The sequence below is a fragment of the Staphylococcus marylandisciuri genome, assembly GCF_025519785.1.
Lineage (GTDB): Bacteria > Bacillota > Bacilli > Staphylococcales > Staphylococcaceae > Staphylococcus > Staphylococcus marylandisciuri.
Map to the genome: position 1 here is coordinate 96,321 of NZ_JAOPKZ010000005.1, position 17,451 is coordinate 113,771.

13 protein-coding genes are annotated in these 17,451 nt (G+C 38.3%); all 13 read left to right on the plus strand.

The genetic code is table 11. The features are described 5' to 3' along the window. Window positions 1-472: 472 nt before the first annotated feature. The 13 genes from prfB to whiA all read left to right on the plus strand — a co-directional run bounded on the left by prfB (window position 473) and on the right by whiA (window position 17,390). A protein-coding gene (prfB, locus tag N9R04_RS03965) for a peptide chain release factor 2 (protein ID WP_262855247.1) occupies window positions 473-1,586 on the plus strand; the annotation gives its coding sequence in 2 pieces (ribosomal slippage) (window positions 473-544 and window positions 546-1,586; 1,113 coding nt in all). Between the two features lie 495 nt (window positions 1,587-2,081). Next, window positions 2,082-3,092 (plus strand): CHAP domain-containing protein, encoded by a 1,011-nt coding sequence (locus N9R04_RS03970; protein WP_262855248.1) that lies wholly within the window; start codon window positions 2,082-2,084, stop codon window positions 3,090-3,092. A 452-nt stretch (window positions 3,093-3,544) separates the two neighbouring features. After that, complete coding sequence (locus tag N9R04_RS03975; RefSeq protein ID WP_262855249.1) at window positions 3,545-3,778, plus strand: CsbA family protein; 234 nt, start codon at window positions 3,545-3,547, stop codon at window positions 3,776-3,778. Window positions 3,779-4,063: 285 nt separating this feature from the next. Beyond that, the gene (uvrB, locus tag N9R04_RS03980) at window positions 4,064-6,046 is read left to right on the plus strand and encodes an excinuclease ABC subunit UvrB (protein ID WP_262855250.1); all 1,983 of its coding nucleotides are present in this window, start codon (window positions 4,064-4,066) and stop codon (window positions 6,044-6,046) included. 5 nt (window positions 6,047-6,051) lie between these two features. After that, window positions 6,052-8,889, plus strand: coding sequence for an excinuclease ABC subunit UvrA (gene uvrA, locus N9R04_RS03985; RefSeq protein WP_262855251.1), 2,838 nt, complete (start codon window positions 6,052-6,054; stop codon window positions 8,887-8,889). A gap of 577 nt (window positions 8,890-9,466) precedes the next feature. Further along, window positions 9,467-10,411: an HPr(Ser) kinase/phosphatase gene (gene hprK, locus N9R04_RS03990; protein WP_262855252.1), complete on the plus strand. Its 945-nt coding sequence runs from the start codon at window positions 9,467-9,469 to the stop codon at window positions 10,409-10,411. A gap of 2 nt (window positions 10,412-10,413) precedes the next feature. Then, a complete protein-coding gene (lgt, locus tag N9R04_RS03995) occupies window positions 10,414-11,259 on the plus strand; it encodes a prolipoprotein diacylglyceryl transferase (protein WP_262855253.1) in 846 nt (281 codons plus the stop codon). Beyond that, a complete protein-coding gene (locus N9R04_RS04000; RefSeq protein WP_262855254.1) occupies window positions 11,256-11,738 on the plus strand; it encodes an acyltransferase in 483 nt (160 codons plus the stop codon). Before lgt ends, N9R04_RS04000 begins: the two co-directional genes overlap by 4 nt. An 18-nt stretch (window positions 11,739-11,756) precedes the next feature. Beyond that, window positions 11,757-13,193 carry a tetratricopeptide repeat protein gene (locus tag N9R04_RS04005; RefSeq protein WP_262855255.1) on the plus strand — a complete coding sequence of 479 codons (1,437 nt, stop codon included), beginning with the start codon at window positions 11,757-11,759 and terminating at the stop codon, window positions 13,191-13,193. 64 nt (window positions 13,194-13,257) lie between these two features. Continuing rightward, window positions 13,258-14,202: a thioredoxin-disulfide reductase gene (trxB, locus tag N9R04_RS04010; RefSeq protein WP_262855256.1), complete on the plus strand. Its 945-nt coding sequence runs from the start codon at window positions 13,258-13,260 to the stop codon at window positions 14,200-14,202. A 309-nt stretch (window positions 14,203-14,511) separates the two neighbouring features. After that, a complete protein-coding gene (rapZ, locus tag N9R04_RS04015; protein WP_262855257.1) occupies window positions 14,512-15,423 on the plus strand; it encodes an RNase adapter RapZ in 912 nt (303 codons plus the stop codon). After that, window positions 15,420-16,412: a gluconeogenesis morphogenetic factor MgfK gene (gene mgfK, locus N9R04_RS04020; RefSeq protein ID WP_262855258.1), complete on the plus strand. Its 993-nt coding sequence runs from the start codon at window positions 15,420-15,422 to the stop codon at window positions 16,410-16,412. Before rapZ ends, mgfK begins: the two co-directional genes overlap by 4 nt. 33 nt (window positions 16,413-16,445) lie before the next feature. Continuing rightward, entirely contained in the window at window positions 16,446-17,390 is a 945-nt protein-coding gene (gene whiA / locus N9R04_RS04025; RefSeq protein ID WP_262855259.1) for a DNA-binding protein WhiA, read from the plus strand. The last annotated feature ends 61 nt before the right edge of the window (window positions 17,391-17,451 follow it).

The window sequence follows — 17,451 nt, forward strand, 5'->3', positions numbered from 1 at the left end:
AGCGAGCTAGCAACGTACTCAGCGACTATTCTAATTGCGTTGTTGAGTGCGTTGCTTATATTCACTGCTAAACACCAGCAAAACAATAAGAAGATAGACTATCATCATGAGTGAAATCTCTATAAGTTTTAAATACCTAGTTAAATCTTTAACTCTAGTTATTCATGCTAGCTATAACACAGGAAGTAAGTTACAGCTAACGCTCAGTGCGCTCAATAAATGCTAAATAGTTAGCTAGAGTCTGGATGCCACGTATTAAACCATTAGAGGCGTCTTCGTCCTTTGACATGTTAACTGCAGGTGTAAATAATCTCTATTCACAAGGTACTTCGTTAATTTAGTTATGGCTAATTAAGTTATACGAAAGTGCCTTACTTTTTTAAAAAATCATAACGCAATTTATGTAGGATTTATACCCGAGATTCATGTTACACTAGTAAACGAATACTGTGAACATATAGGAGAGATGGAAATGGAACTATCTGAAATCAAACGTCATATCGAGGCATATGCTGTAAAATTAGATCAAATTAGGGGGTCTCTTTGACTTAGAAGAGAAAGAGACAAATATTCAAGAATATGAAGAAATGATGGCTGATCCTTCTTTTTGGGATGACCAATCGAAGGCTCAAGAAATTATCGATAAAAATAATGCCTTAAAAGCTGTCGTAAATGGCTTTAAGTCTCTTGAAGAACAGAATAATGATATGGACGCTACAAGAGAATTGCTCGAAGAAGACTACGATTCAGAGATGAAAGAGGAGTTAGAAGAGGATGTCGTCCAGTTTGAAAGTAAACTTGACGCTTTCGAGCTTCAACTTTTACTAGATGGGCCTTACGATGCAAATAATGCTATTCTCGAGCTCCATCCTGGGGCAGGGGGAACCGAATCTCAAGATTGGACGAGCATGTTGTTACGTATGTATCAACGTTATGCAGAACAGAAAGGTTTTAAAGTAGAGGTTGCCGATTACCTACCTGGTGACGAAGCAGGGGTGAAGAGTGTGACCCTTATCATTAAGGGCCATAACGCATATGGATACTTTAAAGCTGAAAAAGGAGTTCATCGCTTAGTTAGAATTTCTCCATTTGACTCTGGAGGGCGTCGTCACACGTCATTCGCATCGTGTGACGTTATTCCTGAATTTAATAACGATGAAATTGAAATAGAAGTCAATTCAGATGATATTACTGTTGATACGTTCCGAGCATCAGGTGCTGGAGGTCAACATATTAATAAGACAGAATCAGCAATTCGTATTACACATCACCCTACAGGCATTGTAGTTAACAACCAGAATGAGCGTTCGCAAATCAAGAACCGTGAAGCTGCAATGAAAATGTTGAAAGCTAAATTGTATCAACTTAAATTGGAAGAACAAGAGAGAGAGATGGCAGAAATACGTGGCGAACAAAAAGAAATAGGCTGGGGTAGCCAAATACGTTCTTACGTCTTTCACCCGTACTCAATGGTTAAAGACCATCGTACAAATACTGAAACGGCTAAAGTTGATTCGGTCATGGACGGTGACATCAATCAGTTCATTGAGGCTTATTTACGTAGTCATATCGATCAAGAAAGTTAATATTAGTTTAGAGGCTGGGACATAATGTAATGTCTCAGCCTTATTCAGCATCTTGGCAGTAGATGACTGATTTGAAAATACGCTTGTATCAAGCTTTTTTCAATTTTAGTCATCCTTGCGGGGCGGGACTACGAAATCTTTTTATTCAAATTAGATTTCTGTCCCGCTCCTTTTCAATTCTCTGCTTAACATAGTTCGGCTCTACTCTAATCTTAAACGCTTTTGTCTCAACCTCTCGCTGAAAACTCACACACGTGTTTAAATAGTATTTGATGTGAGTAAATAGTCGGTTATAGAAACTTAATAGATTTATAAAGAGTAATGAGCAGGACTCAATCAACCACAACGATTTAACGTCGTTACATCAAACGTATGAAGGCATTGAAACGCAGTAGTTTATCATCTAGTTTACAAGGTGATGACGCAGACTATAAGACGAGCAGATTGTGCTATAGTTAATCTATATTCACATTACATCGAAGGATTGAACTACTTATGAAGAAAGCACTATTTACATCTATGTTATCTATCGCCTTCTTGATTATGAATAATCATTACACAGACGCTAGCCAGTTCTATACTACTAACGAAGATACTCCTCTTTCTGAACTTGCACGTACCTTTGCAACTACTACGCATGATATCAGAGCGCTAAATAAGATTGCTCCTCGTACTGACTCAGTTAGAGCACATACTCGGATAGTAGTCCCGGATCGAGATATTATCGAAGTGCAAGCAGGTGACAACCTCCACACTATTGCACGTAAACACCATCTCACTCTAACTAGAATACATCAATGGAATCCTTTTCTAGAAACACAAACGCAGCCACATGATTTCATAGCTATTTCTTCAAAAGGTTCAGCACACCTATTAAATATGTTACAAGAAAATTATTTATCTACGTTATATAAATCTTCACACCCTAATCTGTCTGATATGTCCTACCAATCTACTGCTTCAGTGATTAAATTCCCTAACTATACGAACGACCTATACGAGCAAACTTCGACAGACAATTTAAAGGGCAATAATTTTCCACGATCTAATAAGAAAGGCTTAAGAAATAATATAGATAGAAACAGTAAAGCGATAGCGGATTATAGCACTGCAGGTGTTAATAATAAATTATCGGAACGTTACCTAGATAAACGACCGAGTGAGCGTCCCCGTTTATCATCAACTTCGAATGGTTATATTTGGGGATACTGTACCTATTATGCTTTTGAACGTCGCGAACAACTGGGGAAAGCGATTGGTAAATTTTGGGGTAATGCTAATAATTGGGCTAGGGCGGCTCGCCACCAAGGCTTCAATGTTAACCGCCGACCACAAGTTGGAGCGGTCTTCCAGACTTCTAAAGGAGAGTACGGCCATGTCGGTGTGGTTGAAAAAATAAATAAAGATCATAGTATCGTAGTGTCGGAAATGAATTGGAATGGTCTTTTTGGAAAGGTATCGTACAGAATTGTAGCTAATCCTAATCAATATCATTATATACATTAAAGAGAGAGTAAGAGATGAGGTTGGAAATAATTTCTGCGTATTATGACGTAAACACATGTCAGTGCATGTATGAAGTGCACTACTGAAGCTTTAAGAAGATTATCGTTTGATGATTGAGCGCGTAACTGCTGCAACCCACTTCATTATTGCACAGTAAATAATTATCCAGTTCATAGCTGAATGGGAGCGGGATAGAAATCTAATTTGAATAAAAAGATTTCTGTCCCGCTCCCTCAGTGTAATTTTTTTTAGATTGGTAGTCATCTATATGAAACTGAGAAATCCATAAGGTTTCTGTCCTACTACCTGATGTAATGATCACTACAATTAGGAAGAGTAATTGATATATAATACTTTGAAAAATTAAGTTAAAACTTGCATAATTAAGTTAACCTTAGTATTAAATATAATTAACGTATTGATCGACGAGGAAGAGAAATGGGTGAAACATATTGATCTGGTATTTCTTGGCTGCTTTTTTCCCTTGTGTACTACTAGTGCTATTCAGTGTTCTGACTAGAAGTAAATGGGTAGGAACTTTATTAACATTAGTACTCATTGGCGTGTCAGTGTGGAAAGGTTTTTTTCATAATGAGTGGATAATATTTATTGATGTCGTTTCACTTGCTGCTGGTTATTTAATTATAGATCAGCTTGAGCTACATAAACATCAAGATGACGATTAGCTCAAGTATTAGCTTGTCTATTAGAGCAGAAAGAAAAATAAAAGCGTAAAAGGTTCACCAGTAAGGTATTAGACATGTAAATCGTCGCTGTTCAAGTTTAAAATAATGGAAAAAGGCAAACATAGTTAAGTGACTATGTTTGTTTTTTTACGGAAAAGCAAGTGATAACGAACAAACGTTTGTACTACTCAGATACTTTCTGTTAAAATATAAAGTGATAATAGAACTAACTAAACGGTTATCTTGTGTGATTTTATCGAAACTATGTATAGGAGTGTATGTGGTATGGAGCATCATCCATTTAAACTGTCTTCAGAGTTTGAACCCCAAGGGGACCAGCCAGAAGCAATAAGAAAGATAGCAGATGGTGTTAAAGCTGGTAAGCGACATCAAACTTTACTCGGCGCTACAGGCACTGGTAAGACCTTTACCATGAGTAATGTGATAAAGGAAGTGGGTAAACCTACTTTAATTATTGCTCACAATAAGACGTTAGCAGGTCAACTCTATAGTGAGTTCAAAGAGTTCTTTCCCGAAAATAGAGTAGAGTACTTTGTGAGTTATTATGATTTTTATCAGCCAGAAGCCTACGTTCCTTCTACAGATACCTTCATTGAAAAGGACGCTTCAATCAATGATGAAATAGACCAATTACGACATTCAGCTACGAGCGCTCTCTTTGAGAGAGACGACGTCATTATCATTGCTAGTGTAAGTTGTATTTATGGTTTAGGTAATCCTAAAGAATATCGTGATTTGGTAGTAAGCATCCGCGTAGGTATGGAAATGGATAGAAGTGAATTATTACGCAAGCTCGTGGATGTGCAGTATACGCGTAACGATATTGACTTTAGACGCGGTACATTTCGAGTTAGAGGCGATGTGGTAGAGATCTTCCCTGCTTCTAGAGAAGAAATGTGTATACGAGTAGAATTCTTCGGTGATGAAATAGATCGTATACGTGAAGTGAACTATCTTACTGGAGAAGTCATACGAGATAGAGAACACTTTGCGCTATTCCCGGCATCCCACTTCGTCACACGCGATGAGAAGATGAAAGTTGCTATCGAGCGAATTGAGAAGGAATTAGAGGAGCGCTTAGAAGAATTACGTTCTGAAAATAAAATTCTGGAAGCACAACGCTTAGAGCAACGAACAAACTATGACCTTGAAATGATGCGAGAAATGGGCTTCTGTTCAGGCATTGAGAACTATTCTGTGCACCTCACGTTAAGACCTCTAGGCTCTACACCGTATACACTCTTAGATTATTTTGGCGATGATTGGTTAGTGATGGTTGATGAATCTCACGTAACGTTGCCTCAAATACGCGGTATGTACAATGGTGACCGTGCTCGAAAGCAAGTTTTAGTTGATCACGGATTTAGATTGCCAAGTGCTATGGACAACCGTCCTCTCAAGTTTGAAGAATTTGAAGACAAGACTCAGCAACTGGTTTATGTATCAGCTACACCAGGCCCATATGAACTTGAGCATACCGATGAAATGGTTGAACAAATTATACGTCCTACTGGTCTACTTGATCCTAAAATTGACGTGCGTCCTACTGAGAACCAAATCGATGATCTACTCAGTGAGATACAGACGCGTATAGAGCGAAATGAACGCGTGTTAGTCACAACGTTAACGAAGAAAATGAGTGAAGATTTAACAACCTATATGAAAGAGGCAGGTATTAAAGTAAATTACTTACACTCAGAGATTAAAACTTTAGAACGTATAGAAACTATTCGTGATTTAAGAATGGGTACTTATGATGTGATTGTAGGAATAAATCTATTGAGAGAAGGCCTAGATATACCTGAGGTTTCATTAGTGGTTATCTTAGATGCTGATAAGGAAGGTTTCCTACGGTCAGAGCGTTCACTCGTTCAAACGATCGGACGTGCTGCACGTAATAGCAAAGGTGAAGTCATCATGTATGGTGATAAAGTCACAGATTCTATGCAACATGCCATAGATGAAACTGCACGACGTCGTGAAATTCAAATTCAGTTTAATAAAGACCATAATATTACGCCGAAAACGATAAATAAAAAGATTCACGATGTTATTAGTGCGACGGTTGAAAGTGACGATACTAATGAGAAGAAACAAAAAGAAGTACCGAAGAAAATGACGAAAAAAGAGCGTGAAAAAACGATAGACAATATTGAAAAAGAAATGAAGCAAGCAGCTAAAGATCTTGATTTCGAACGCGCTACTGAATTAAGAGATATGTTATTTGAATTAAAAGCAGAAGGGTGACATAAATGAAACAACCATCCATAGTTATTAAAGGAGCACGAGCAAATAATTTAAAGAGTATAGATATAGAAATCCCAAAAAACAAACTCGTAGTGATGACAGGGTTGTCCGGTTCGGGTAAGTCTTCATTGGCTTTCGATACGATTTATGCCGAAGGTCAACGCCGTTATGTTGAATCATTAAGCGCGTACGCGCGACAGTTCTTAGGACAAATGGATAAGCCAGATGTAGATAGTATTGAAGGGTTATCTCCGGCTATATCAATCGATCAGAAGACCACAAGTAAGAACCCTCGCTCCACAGTAGCAACGGTAACAGAAATATATGATTATATACGCCTGCTCTATGCCCGTGTAGGGAAACCGTATTGCCCTAATCACGGAATAGAGATAGAATCTCAAACAGTTCAACAGATGGCAGACCGCATACTGCAACTTGAGGAGCGCAGTAAGATTCAATTGTTAGCACCTGTAGTTTCTCACCGTAAAGGTTCGCATGAGAAATTGATAGACGACATCAGTAAAAAAGGATACGTGCGTGTCAGAGTGGATGGTGAGATTACAGATGTAAATGAAGTTCCCGACCTAGATAAGAACAAGAATCATACCATTGAAGTCGTTGTTGATCGATTGGTTGTTAAGTCGGGGATAGAAGCGAGGCTAGCTGATTCGATTGAGACTGCTCTATCGCTATCCGAAGGTAACCTTATTGTTGATGTTATAGGGGAAGAGGAACTTAAATTCTCTGAGAATCACGCTTGTCCAATTTGCGGTTTTTCAATAGGTGAACTTGAGCCACGTATGTTTAGTTTCAATAGTCCTTTTGGTGCCTGCCCAACATGTGATGGTCTTGGTAAGATACTACAAGTTGATCTCGATTTAGTAGTACCTGATAAAGATAAGACACTTAACGAAGGAGCTATATTACCTTGGGAACCAACAAGTTCTGATTTCTATCCTACATTACTCAATCGCGTGTGCGAAGTTTATAAGATAAACATGGATAAACCATACAAAAAATTAACAGATCGCCAAAAAGATATTTTGATGTACGGTTCAAAAGGTAAACAAATTGAGTTTACTTTTAAACAAAGAAACGGTCGGACACGCAAGCGAACAATGGTGTTCGAAGGTGTAGTGAATAATGTTAATCGCCGTTATCATGAATCGCCTTCAGAGTATACGCGTGAGATGATGAGTAAATACATGACCCAACTAACTTGTGAAACATGCCATGGTCAACGCTTGAGCAGGGAAGCACTGTCTGTATATGTAGCTGGCAAGAATATAGGTGAAGTTGTGGCCTATTCGATTGCTGAAGCGTTAGAGTATTACGATAATATCGAACTCTCTCGTCAGGACCGGACAATTGCAGACATGATATTGAAAGAAATTTATTCACGGCTTAAGTTTCTTTACAATGTCGGGCTTGACTACTTAACACTTGATCGCTCAGCTGGAACGCTATCTGGTGGTGAAGCTCAACGAATTCGCTTGGCTACGCAGATTGGTTCACGTCTCTCAGGCGTGCTTTATGTTCTTGATGAGCCTTCTATCGGTTTACACCAGCGTGATAATGATCGATTAATCAACACTTTAAAAGAAATGCGCGATTTAGGAAATACCTTGATTGTAGTTGAACACGACGATGATACGATGCGAGCAGCAGACTATTTAGTCGATGTAGGACCAGGCGCCGGTGAACATGGTGGGGAAATCGTAGCAAGTGGCACACCGAACCAAGTGATGAAGAAGAAATCCTCACTTACTGGTCAGTACTTGAGCGGAAGAAAGCGCGTAGAGGTTCCTGAGTATCGACGTGAAGTTACGGATAGAAAGCTGCATGTCAAAGGAGCTCGTAGTAATAATTTGAAAGATATACACGTTGACTTCCCTCTATCAACCATGACGGTAGTTACTGGCGTCTCAGGCTCAGGTAAAAGTTCACTAGTAAACGAAGTGTTATATAAAACACTTACTAAGACTATAAATAAGTCACAAGTTAAACCCGGAGATAATGATGGTATAGACGGTATTGATCAACTAGATAAAGTTATTGATATTGACCAGTCACCAATCGGTCGCACCCCGCGCTCTAATCCCGCCACATACACTGGAGTATTTGACAATATACGCGATATATTTGCACAAACCAATGAAGCTAAGATTAGAGGGTATTCTAAAGGTCGTTTCAGCTTCAATGTTAAAGGTGGGCGTTGTGAGGCATGTAAAGGTGACGGTATAATCAAAATAGAGATGCACTTTTTACCAGATGTGTACGTACCGTGTGAAGTCTGTGATGGCAAGCGTTATAACCGCGAAACTTTAGAAGTCACTTATAAAGGTAAGAATATCGCTGACGTTTTAGCTATGACGGCAGAAGAAGCTACGCATTTCTTTGAAAATGTGCCCAAGATATACCGTAAACTTAAAACTTTAGTCGATGTTGGATTAGGTTATGTCAAATTAGGACAGCCAGCTACTACCTTATCTGGCGGCGAGGCTCAACGCGTTAAACTCGCTTCTGAGTTACACAAACGCTCCACTGGCCGTTCAATTTATATACTTGATGAACCCACAACTGGTCTACATGTCGATGATATACGTCGTTTATTAAATGTACTTAACCGTTTAGTTGAAAATGGTGATACTGTTGTCATCATTGAACATAATTTGGATGTTATTAAAACGGCAGATTATCTCATCGACTTAGGACCTGAAGGCGGAGATGGTGGGGGTACAATCGTCGCTACAGGCACGCCTGAAGAAGTAGCTGAAGTTAAAGAAAGTTACACAGGACAATATTTAAGACCAGTTCTTGAGAGAGATACGCGAAAAGATTAGTTTAGAAAGCTCTTAAAGTCGAGGCATATGACTGATTATAGTTATGGCTAGAATAGTCATACTATGGTTTGAAATGCCCAGACTTTAAGAGTTTTTCTTTTTTATATCATAGTTAAGAGTAACGTCTTTCGTACATCTATGGTAGAATACGAGTTGTTTGATGTAATAGAGGTTAGGACAAAAGCGTTTAGGGGGCCCCAACAAAGAGAAACTGGTAAATAATGTAATGTCCCGCTCCCTTCAACATCTTGGCAGTAGATGACTGAATTGAAAATGCGCTTGTATCAAGCTTTTTTCAATTCTAGTCATCCTTGCCGGGGCAGGACTACGAAATCTTTTTATTCAAATTAGATTTCTGTCCCGCTCCCGAATCGTGAGCGTTTCTGTCAACACTCTTGCTTTGGGACGCTGTTCATCGCTTTCCCAGAGCACAAAAGCTTTATGTCCCTAACCCTACATTTACATGATATTAAGTGATTAACTATGAGAGTTAATAAATGATAAAATAGTGATATTAAGTTTAGGAATAAGTCATAAGGACGCGATTTTAGAGGACTAAGAACAATAGAGGTGTACGATGCTAACCACTAAAAGTATAATTGAGCGTTTTGGATTAAAAATTGTCGCAGGCAAAAAAGGTTTAAATAAAAATATTAAAAATACGGATATCTCACGCCCAGGTCTAGAAATGGCAGGTTATTTCTCGCACTATTCATCTGACAGAATCCAATTGTTGGGTACAACTGAGCTTTCATTCTACAATTTGCTTCCTGATGAAGATCGACAAGGACGTATGCGTAAGCTATGCCGACCTGAAACACCAGCTATTATAGTGACTCGTGATTTGGAGCCTCCAGAAGAACTCTATGAAGCTGCCGAAGAATTGGACACCCCGCTTATTCTGTCATCTATAGCGACTACGCAACTGATGAGTCGCTTAACAACATTTCTTGAGCACGAGCTCGCAAAGACCACTTCAATACACGGTGTCTTGGTAGATGTGTATGGCGTGGGAGTGTTAATTACAGGTGATTCAGGCATAGGTAAGAGCGAGACTGCGTTGGAGTTAGTCAAAAGGGGGCATCGATTGGTAGCAGATGATAATGTCGAAATTCGTGAGATAACTAAAGATGAATTAGTAGGTAAGCCTCCTAAGTTAATTGAACATTTACTAGAAATTAGAGGTCTTGGTATTATTAATGTAATGACACTATTCGGAGCAGGATCTATTCTAACTGAGAAAAGAATTCGTTTAAATGCACACCTTGAGAATTGGCACGAAGATAAATTATATGATCGTGTGGGTTTAAATGAAGAGACCTTACGTATATTAGATACTGAAGTGACTAAAAAGACCATTCCTGTTCGGCCAGGTAGAAACGTCGCAGTAATCATAGAAGTAGCAGCTATGAATTATAGACTCAACGTGATGGGAATAAATACTGCGGAAGAATTTAACGACCGGCTTAATTCGGAAATAATGCGCAATAGTAAAAAAGATCAACGAAATAAGGAGAAGTAAGCATGAACCTCACACTGAATTATATCGATCCAATAGCCCTTCCTCTTGGACCTCTAAATGTTCGCTGGTATGGTATCATTATCGCTTGTGGTATCTTGATAGGATATTTTATTGCCCAAACTGCATTGAAAAATGCGGGGTTTGATAAAGATGCCTTAGTCGATATCTTATTTTGGAGCGCGATAGTTGGCTTTATCAGTGCACGCATTTATTTCGTCATCTTTCAATTTCCGTTCTATGCTCAACATCCACTAGAAATTCCAAAGATATGGCATGGAGGTATTGCTATTCATGGAGGGATTATAGGTGGATTTATTACAGGATTAATCATTTGTAAAAAGAAGAATTTAAATCCTTTTCACATTGGTGATATTATTGCCCCTAGTATGATACTCGCTCAAGGTATAGGCCGTTGGGGGAACTTTATGAACCACGAAGCACACGGTGGTCCTGTCTCTAGAACATTTCTTGAGAACTTACATATACCGCAGTTTATCATTGATAACATGTACATTAATGGTGTATATTACCATCCTACGTTTCTTTATGAATCCGTTTGGGACGTTCTAGGATTTATCTTTCTACTCACGCTGCGCAAACATCTACGCGTAGGAGATACCTTAGCGCTTTATCTCATTTGGTACTCAATAGGGCGCTTCTTTGTCGAAGGATTACGAACAGATAGTTTAATGTTAACGAGTCATATTCGTGTCGCTCAACTTATGTCAATCATTCTGATAATCGCGGGGATCATTATGATTGTCCTCAGACATACTAAGTATCGTGCTCCTCGTTATAAAGAGGCCCAAGCTTTACCGTGGCCCACGTCAAAGGGGCATAAGTCATGAAGCGTAGGTTGAGACAACAACAAGTTAAAAGTGCTAATCCTTTGTGGAAGATATTTGATTTCATTAATTTCTTTAGACTTTTTAAGAATACAGTGATTATTGAAATTGCACGCTATATACCCAGTATGAAATTGAAGCGCTGGGTATATATTCATTTATTAAAAATGAAAGTAGGCAACCACACCGCTTTTGCATTTAAAGTCGTCCCAGATTTATTACATCCTGAATACATCACCGTGGGATGTAATTGTGTGATAGGTTATCATACAACGATATTAACTCATGAGATCACAGTAGATAGCTATAGAGAAGGATTTGTAGAAATAGGGGATCACACGCTAATCGGTGCTAATGTTACAATACTACCTGGTGTGAAAATAGGGTCCCACGTACGAGTGAGCGCTGGCACGGTTGTCACTCAAGATATACCTGACTATGCGATCGTTTATGGAAACCCTATGAATATTGATAAGAAGTAATTAAGGAGGTGACGAGTATTGGCTCAACATAATAATGTCATACCAATGACTATGGACGAAGGTTTTTATCGTAAGTTAGCAAACCAAAAGTATCTGCAACAGGATTATAAAAAAGCAGTTGAATATTATCGAAAGGTGCTTGAAGCGTCACCTCAAGACTTTGAAATACTTAATAAATTAGCGAATTCTTTAACTAAACTTGGCTTAGGTAACAAAGCAGAAGAATTATATTTTGAAACGATAGCTAGGGACGAATTTAAGGAAGAAAGCTTTTATGAATTAAGCCAACTCAATATTTCACTGAATGAAGCCAACAAAGCTTTTCTTTTTGGGATTAACTATTATATTGTGTCTGGAGATACAGATTACAAAGAAGAGTTAGAGTCGATGTTTGAAATCACTTATCACGCTCCTCAAAACATTGAGACGGAGGCTGAGCTCTTTTCTACTCAATTGATCTTCCAATATTTATTTTCACAGGGTAGGATCGATGATGCTCGTAAATTTATTCAACAACAAAGTGAGGATTTGCAAGAGCACAGGATAGTTCGTAACTTATTGGCGATGTGCTATCTATATATGAATGAATATGAAATTGCTCGTGAAATGTTCGAAGATTTACTTGCTGAAGACAATACGGATGTGCATGCACTTTGTCACTATACATTGCTATTGTATAACATGAATGAATCTGAAAAATACGAGCGGTATTTACAAATACTACGTAAAGTGGTTCCTATGAATGATGACGAATCGTTTAAACTGGGGATTGTATTAAGCTACTTGAAACAGTACGAAGCTTCAGATCAGTTACTATTACCTTTATACAAGAAAGGCAAATATTTATCGATACAAATGTATCATGCCTTAAGCTACAACCACTATTTTCAAGGAGATAGTGAAAAAAGCGAGTTCTATTGGAATAAACTACGTGAAGTTTCGAAAGTAGAGCCCGGTTACCCACCTTGGATGATAGAAGAAAGCAAGAGTCAATTTAACGAAGACATCTTGCCATTGCTTTTAAGTGATGATAATCATCATCGCATATACGGTATCTTCTTGCTCAATCAACTGAAGGGGCGAGAAATTCTGTTAACTGAAGAGATATGGAAGATACTTGAGAATATGAACGATTACGAAAAGCTATATTTGACTTATCTCATTCAAGACCTAAAGCTAACGAAATTAGATTTTATTCATCGTGGATTAGGTGCTCTGTATGAACATGAGGAGTTAAGAGACAAAGAAGAGTTATTTATATCGTGGATTTCACGAGCAGAATCGATTATCGATACTTACGAAACTTTACCGGATTGTGAACCCTTTGTAGCAGCAACGGTCTATCTATTTTATAAAAGTGAAGGATATAAGATCACGAAACGAGAACTTATCGAAAGCTTTGAAATAACGCGCTATAAACTAGATAAAGCGCTTGAAACACTGTTGAGCATATAATTTTTAGAAATATAGGGCGTGTTATATAATGCGTTTGATGATAAATAACTAGGAGGCAATTCAAATGACTGAACAAGTGGATTTTGACGTTGCAATTGTTGGGGCAGGTCCAGCAGGTATGACAGCAGCAGTATATGCTTCTCGTGCAGATTTAAGCACTGTAATGATTGAGAGAGGTATGCCTGGAGGTCAAATGGCAAATACCGAGGAAGTAGAGAACTTCCCTGGGTTTGATTTCGTTACCGGCCCAGATCTTTCTACTAAAATGTTTGAACATGCTAAGAAATTTGGTGCTCAATATCAATACGGTGATATTAAATCAATTGAAGATAAAGGTGATTACAAAGTAATTGATTTAGGTAATAAAGAAATTACAGCCTATGCTGTCATTATTTCCACTGGTGCAGAATATAAAAAAATCGGTGTTCCTGGTGAACAAGAACTTGGTGGCAGAGGCGTTAGCTATTGTGCTGTTTGTGATGGTGCCTTCTTTAAAGGTAAGAAACTCTACGTGATAGGGGGCGGCGATTCTGCAGTAGAAGAAGGTACGTTCCTTACTAAATTCGCAGATAGCGTCACTATTGTTCATCGCCGTGATGAATTAAGAGCGCAGAAAATCTTACAAGACAGAGCGTTCAAAAATGAAAAAGTTGACTTTATTTGGAGTCATACTTTGAAAACTATAAACGAAAAAGACGGGAAAGTCGGTTCATTAACTTTAGAATCAACTAAAGATGGAACAGAGCAAACTGTAGATGCTGACGGCGTGTTTATTTACATTGGAATGAAACCTCTTACTGCACCGTTTGAAAGCTTAGGCATTACAAATGATGTGGGTTATATCTTAACTAATGATGATATGAGTACTTCGGTTCCTGGTATTTACGCAGCTGGTGATGTGCGAGAAAAAGGCTTACGTCAAATCGTAACTGCGACAGGAGACGGTAGTATCGCAGCTCAAAGCGCTAATGCTTACATCGAACAAATCAAGGAAAAGTTAGAAGCTTAGACAACGTCATGTGTGTTTAAAACGTGAAGTGACAATTTCTGTCAAATTGATAGAGGTTGTCACTTCTCTTTTTAGCTATTCTGTAATTTTAGCTAGCTTTAGAGAGATGCAAACGACAGGCATATGAGATAGCCATGTTGCGTTAAACTGTAACGACTTACGTTTTTCATGTAGAATGTAGAGTGATAGTATAATATGAGAGCCATAGTAATTAGATTAAGAAATAGTAGATAAATAAGTTAAAGTTCAATGACATAGTTAAAATTTCTTACATAACGATAGAATTTACAACGGATGGTGTGATGACGAATGCAACGAGATGAAAAGGATATTGTTAAAAGTGAGCTACTCATCGTAACCGGTTTATCCGGGGCGGGTAAATCGTTAGTGATTCAAACACTAGAAGATATCGGATACTTTTGTGTGGACAATTTACCGCCTATTCTTCTACCTAAATTTGTAGAGTTAATGGAGCAGGGTAATCCCTCACTTCAAAAAGTAGCTATAGCAATTGATTTACGTGGTAAAGAGTTGTTTAAATCACTAATTAAAGAAATTGATCAAATTAAGAGTCGTAATGATTTAATACTTGATCTCATGTTTCTCGAGGCTTCAAATGAGAAATTAATCTCACGTTATAAAGAATCTCGCCGTGCGCATCCTCTCAACGATCAAGGTCAACGTTCACTCGTTGAGGCTATAGATGAAGAGCGCAAGCTGTTATCAGAGATAAAGAGTTTAGCCAATTACACAATCAACACCACCCACCTTTCTACTAAAGAATTAAAGAAACGTTTGCAGGATTATTTTACAGCTAGCAATTACGAACCTTTCAGTATTAATGTGACAAGTTTTGGCTTCAAACACGGTATACAAATCGACGCAGATCTGGTGTTTGACGTACGGTTTCTACCCAATCCTTACTACATTGAATCTCTCAGACCGCTGACAGGTGAAGACGATAGCGTGTATCAATACGTGATGAAATGGAAAGAGACAGAAATCTTTTATAATAAACTAATTGAATTATTAAAGTTTATGATTCCTGGTTATAAGAAAGAAGGAAAATCTCAGCTTGTCATTTCTATAGGTTGTACTGGAGGTCAGCATCGCTCTGTTGCGCTAGCTAAAAGGATTGGATCTGAATTAAAAGAAAGCTTTGATTATCATATTTATGTGCAACATCGTGATGCACATATTGAAAGTGGCGATTCGAAATGAAACGACTTAAACTCGTCCTCATAGGAGGCGGAACTGGACTTTCCGTTCTCGCTCGTGGACTGAAGCAATTTCCTATAGATATTACAACGATTGTGACCGTTGCTGACGACGGGGGAAGCACTGGCAAGATACGTAACGAAATGGATATCCCTGCGCCTGGAGATATCAGGAATGTTATTTCTGCGCTGAGTGAGACTGAACCTGTGCTTAAGCAATTATTTCAGTATCGTTTTAAAGAAGATCAAGTCGAAGGACATTCGCTAGGCAATTTATTGATTGCAGCTATGACCAACATAACAGATGATTTTGGTCATGCAGTGAAAGAGCTAAGTAAAATTTTAAGTATTAAAGGTCAAGTTATACCTTCCACTAATTCTAGCGTGAGTTTAAAAGCGGAAATGGAAGATGGGGAACTAGTTTATGGTGAATCCAATATTCCTAAGCGCAATAAACGCATTAAGCGCGTGTTTTTGGAACCAGAAGATGTCGAACCAATGGAAGAAGCTATCCAAGCAATAGAAGAAGCAGACTTAATCGTCTTAGGCCCCGGTTCTCTCTATACAAGTGTAATTTCGAATTTATGTGTGAAAGGGATATCGGAAGCACTCGTCCGTTCTTCAGCACCTAAACTATATGTTACGAATGTGATGACGCAGTCAGGTGAGACCAATCACTATACTGCAAGCGATCATTTACGCGCGCTTTATGAACATGTGGGAGAACCATTTATCGATTACGTCATTTGCGGAACACAAACTTATAATGAGGATGTCTTAGAACGCTATCGTAGAGAGAACGCTGAGCCGGTTATTTGTGAAATTGAAGAATTAGAGAAGTCAGGTATCGAGGTTTTTACTAGCCAGGATTTAGTTGAAATATCCTCTGAGCACTATGTGCGACATAACACCCAAGTGCTGTCGAAAATGATCTATGAAATTGCCTTGCGAGATACAAGTACAATTGAATTTAAACGAAAAAAGGATAGTTAAATAATTTTGAAGTTAGAAAGGTTGGAGTGAGTTATGAGTTTTGCATCAGATATGAAGAATGAATTGACAAGAATTGAAGTAGATGAAGCAAATGCTCGAGCAGAACTCAGTGCATTAATTCGTATGAATGGTGCACTTAGCCTTTCTAATCAGCAATTTATTATAGATGTTCAAACTGAGAATGCGACTACTGCTAGACGTATTTATTCATTAATAAAAAAAGTGTTTAGCGTAGAAGTTGAGATCTTAGTTCGTAAAAAGATGAAATTGAAAAAGAATAATATCTATATATGTCGTATCAAAATGTTAGCGAAGAAAATTCTCGATGACTTGTGCATTTTAAAAGATGGTATGTTCATGCACGAAATAGATAGCGCTATGACGAAAGACGATGAGATGTGTCGGAGCTATCTTCGAGGTGCTTTCTTAGCAGGTGGTTCTGTGAACAATCCAGAAACATCGTCATATCATCTTGAAATATTCTCTCAATATGAAAATCACTCAGAAGGGTTAACTAAGCTCATGAATCACTATGCTCTAAATGCCAAATACCTAGAGAGAAAAAAGGGGAGCATCGTGTATTTGAAAGAAGCAGAAAAGATTTCAGACTTTCTAAGCCTTATCGGGGGCTACCAAGCCTTATTGAAGTTTGAAGATGTCCGCATTGTTAGAGATATGCGCAATTCAGTCAATCGTTTAGTCAACTGTGAAACTGCTAATCTTAATAAGACTGTGAGCGCTGCGATGAAACAAGTGGAAAGCATCCAGTTAATTGATCAAGAAATAGGATTAGATAATTTGCCAGATCGTTTGAGCGAGGTAGCAAAGCTTCGTGTGAAACACCAAGAAATCTCCTTAAAGGAATTAGGTGAAATGGTTTCCACAGGAAAGATTTCTAAGTCAGGTGTCAATCATCGTTTACGTAAGTTGAACGACTTAGCAGACAAAATCCGTAATGGAGAAACGATTGAGTTGTAAGGCGCGAAATAAAGAGCACTTAAAGTATCAGCTAAAGTATTACAAGTAGGAAGGAAAGCCA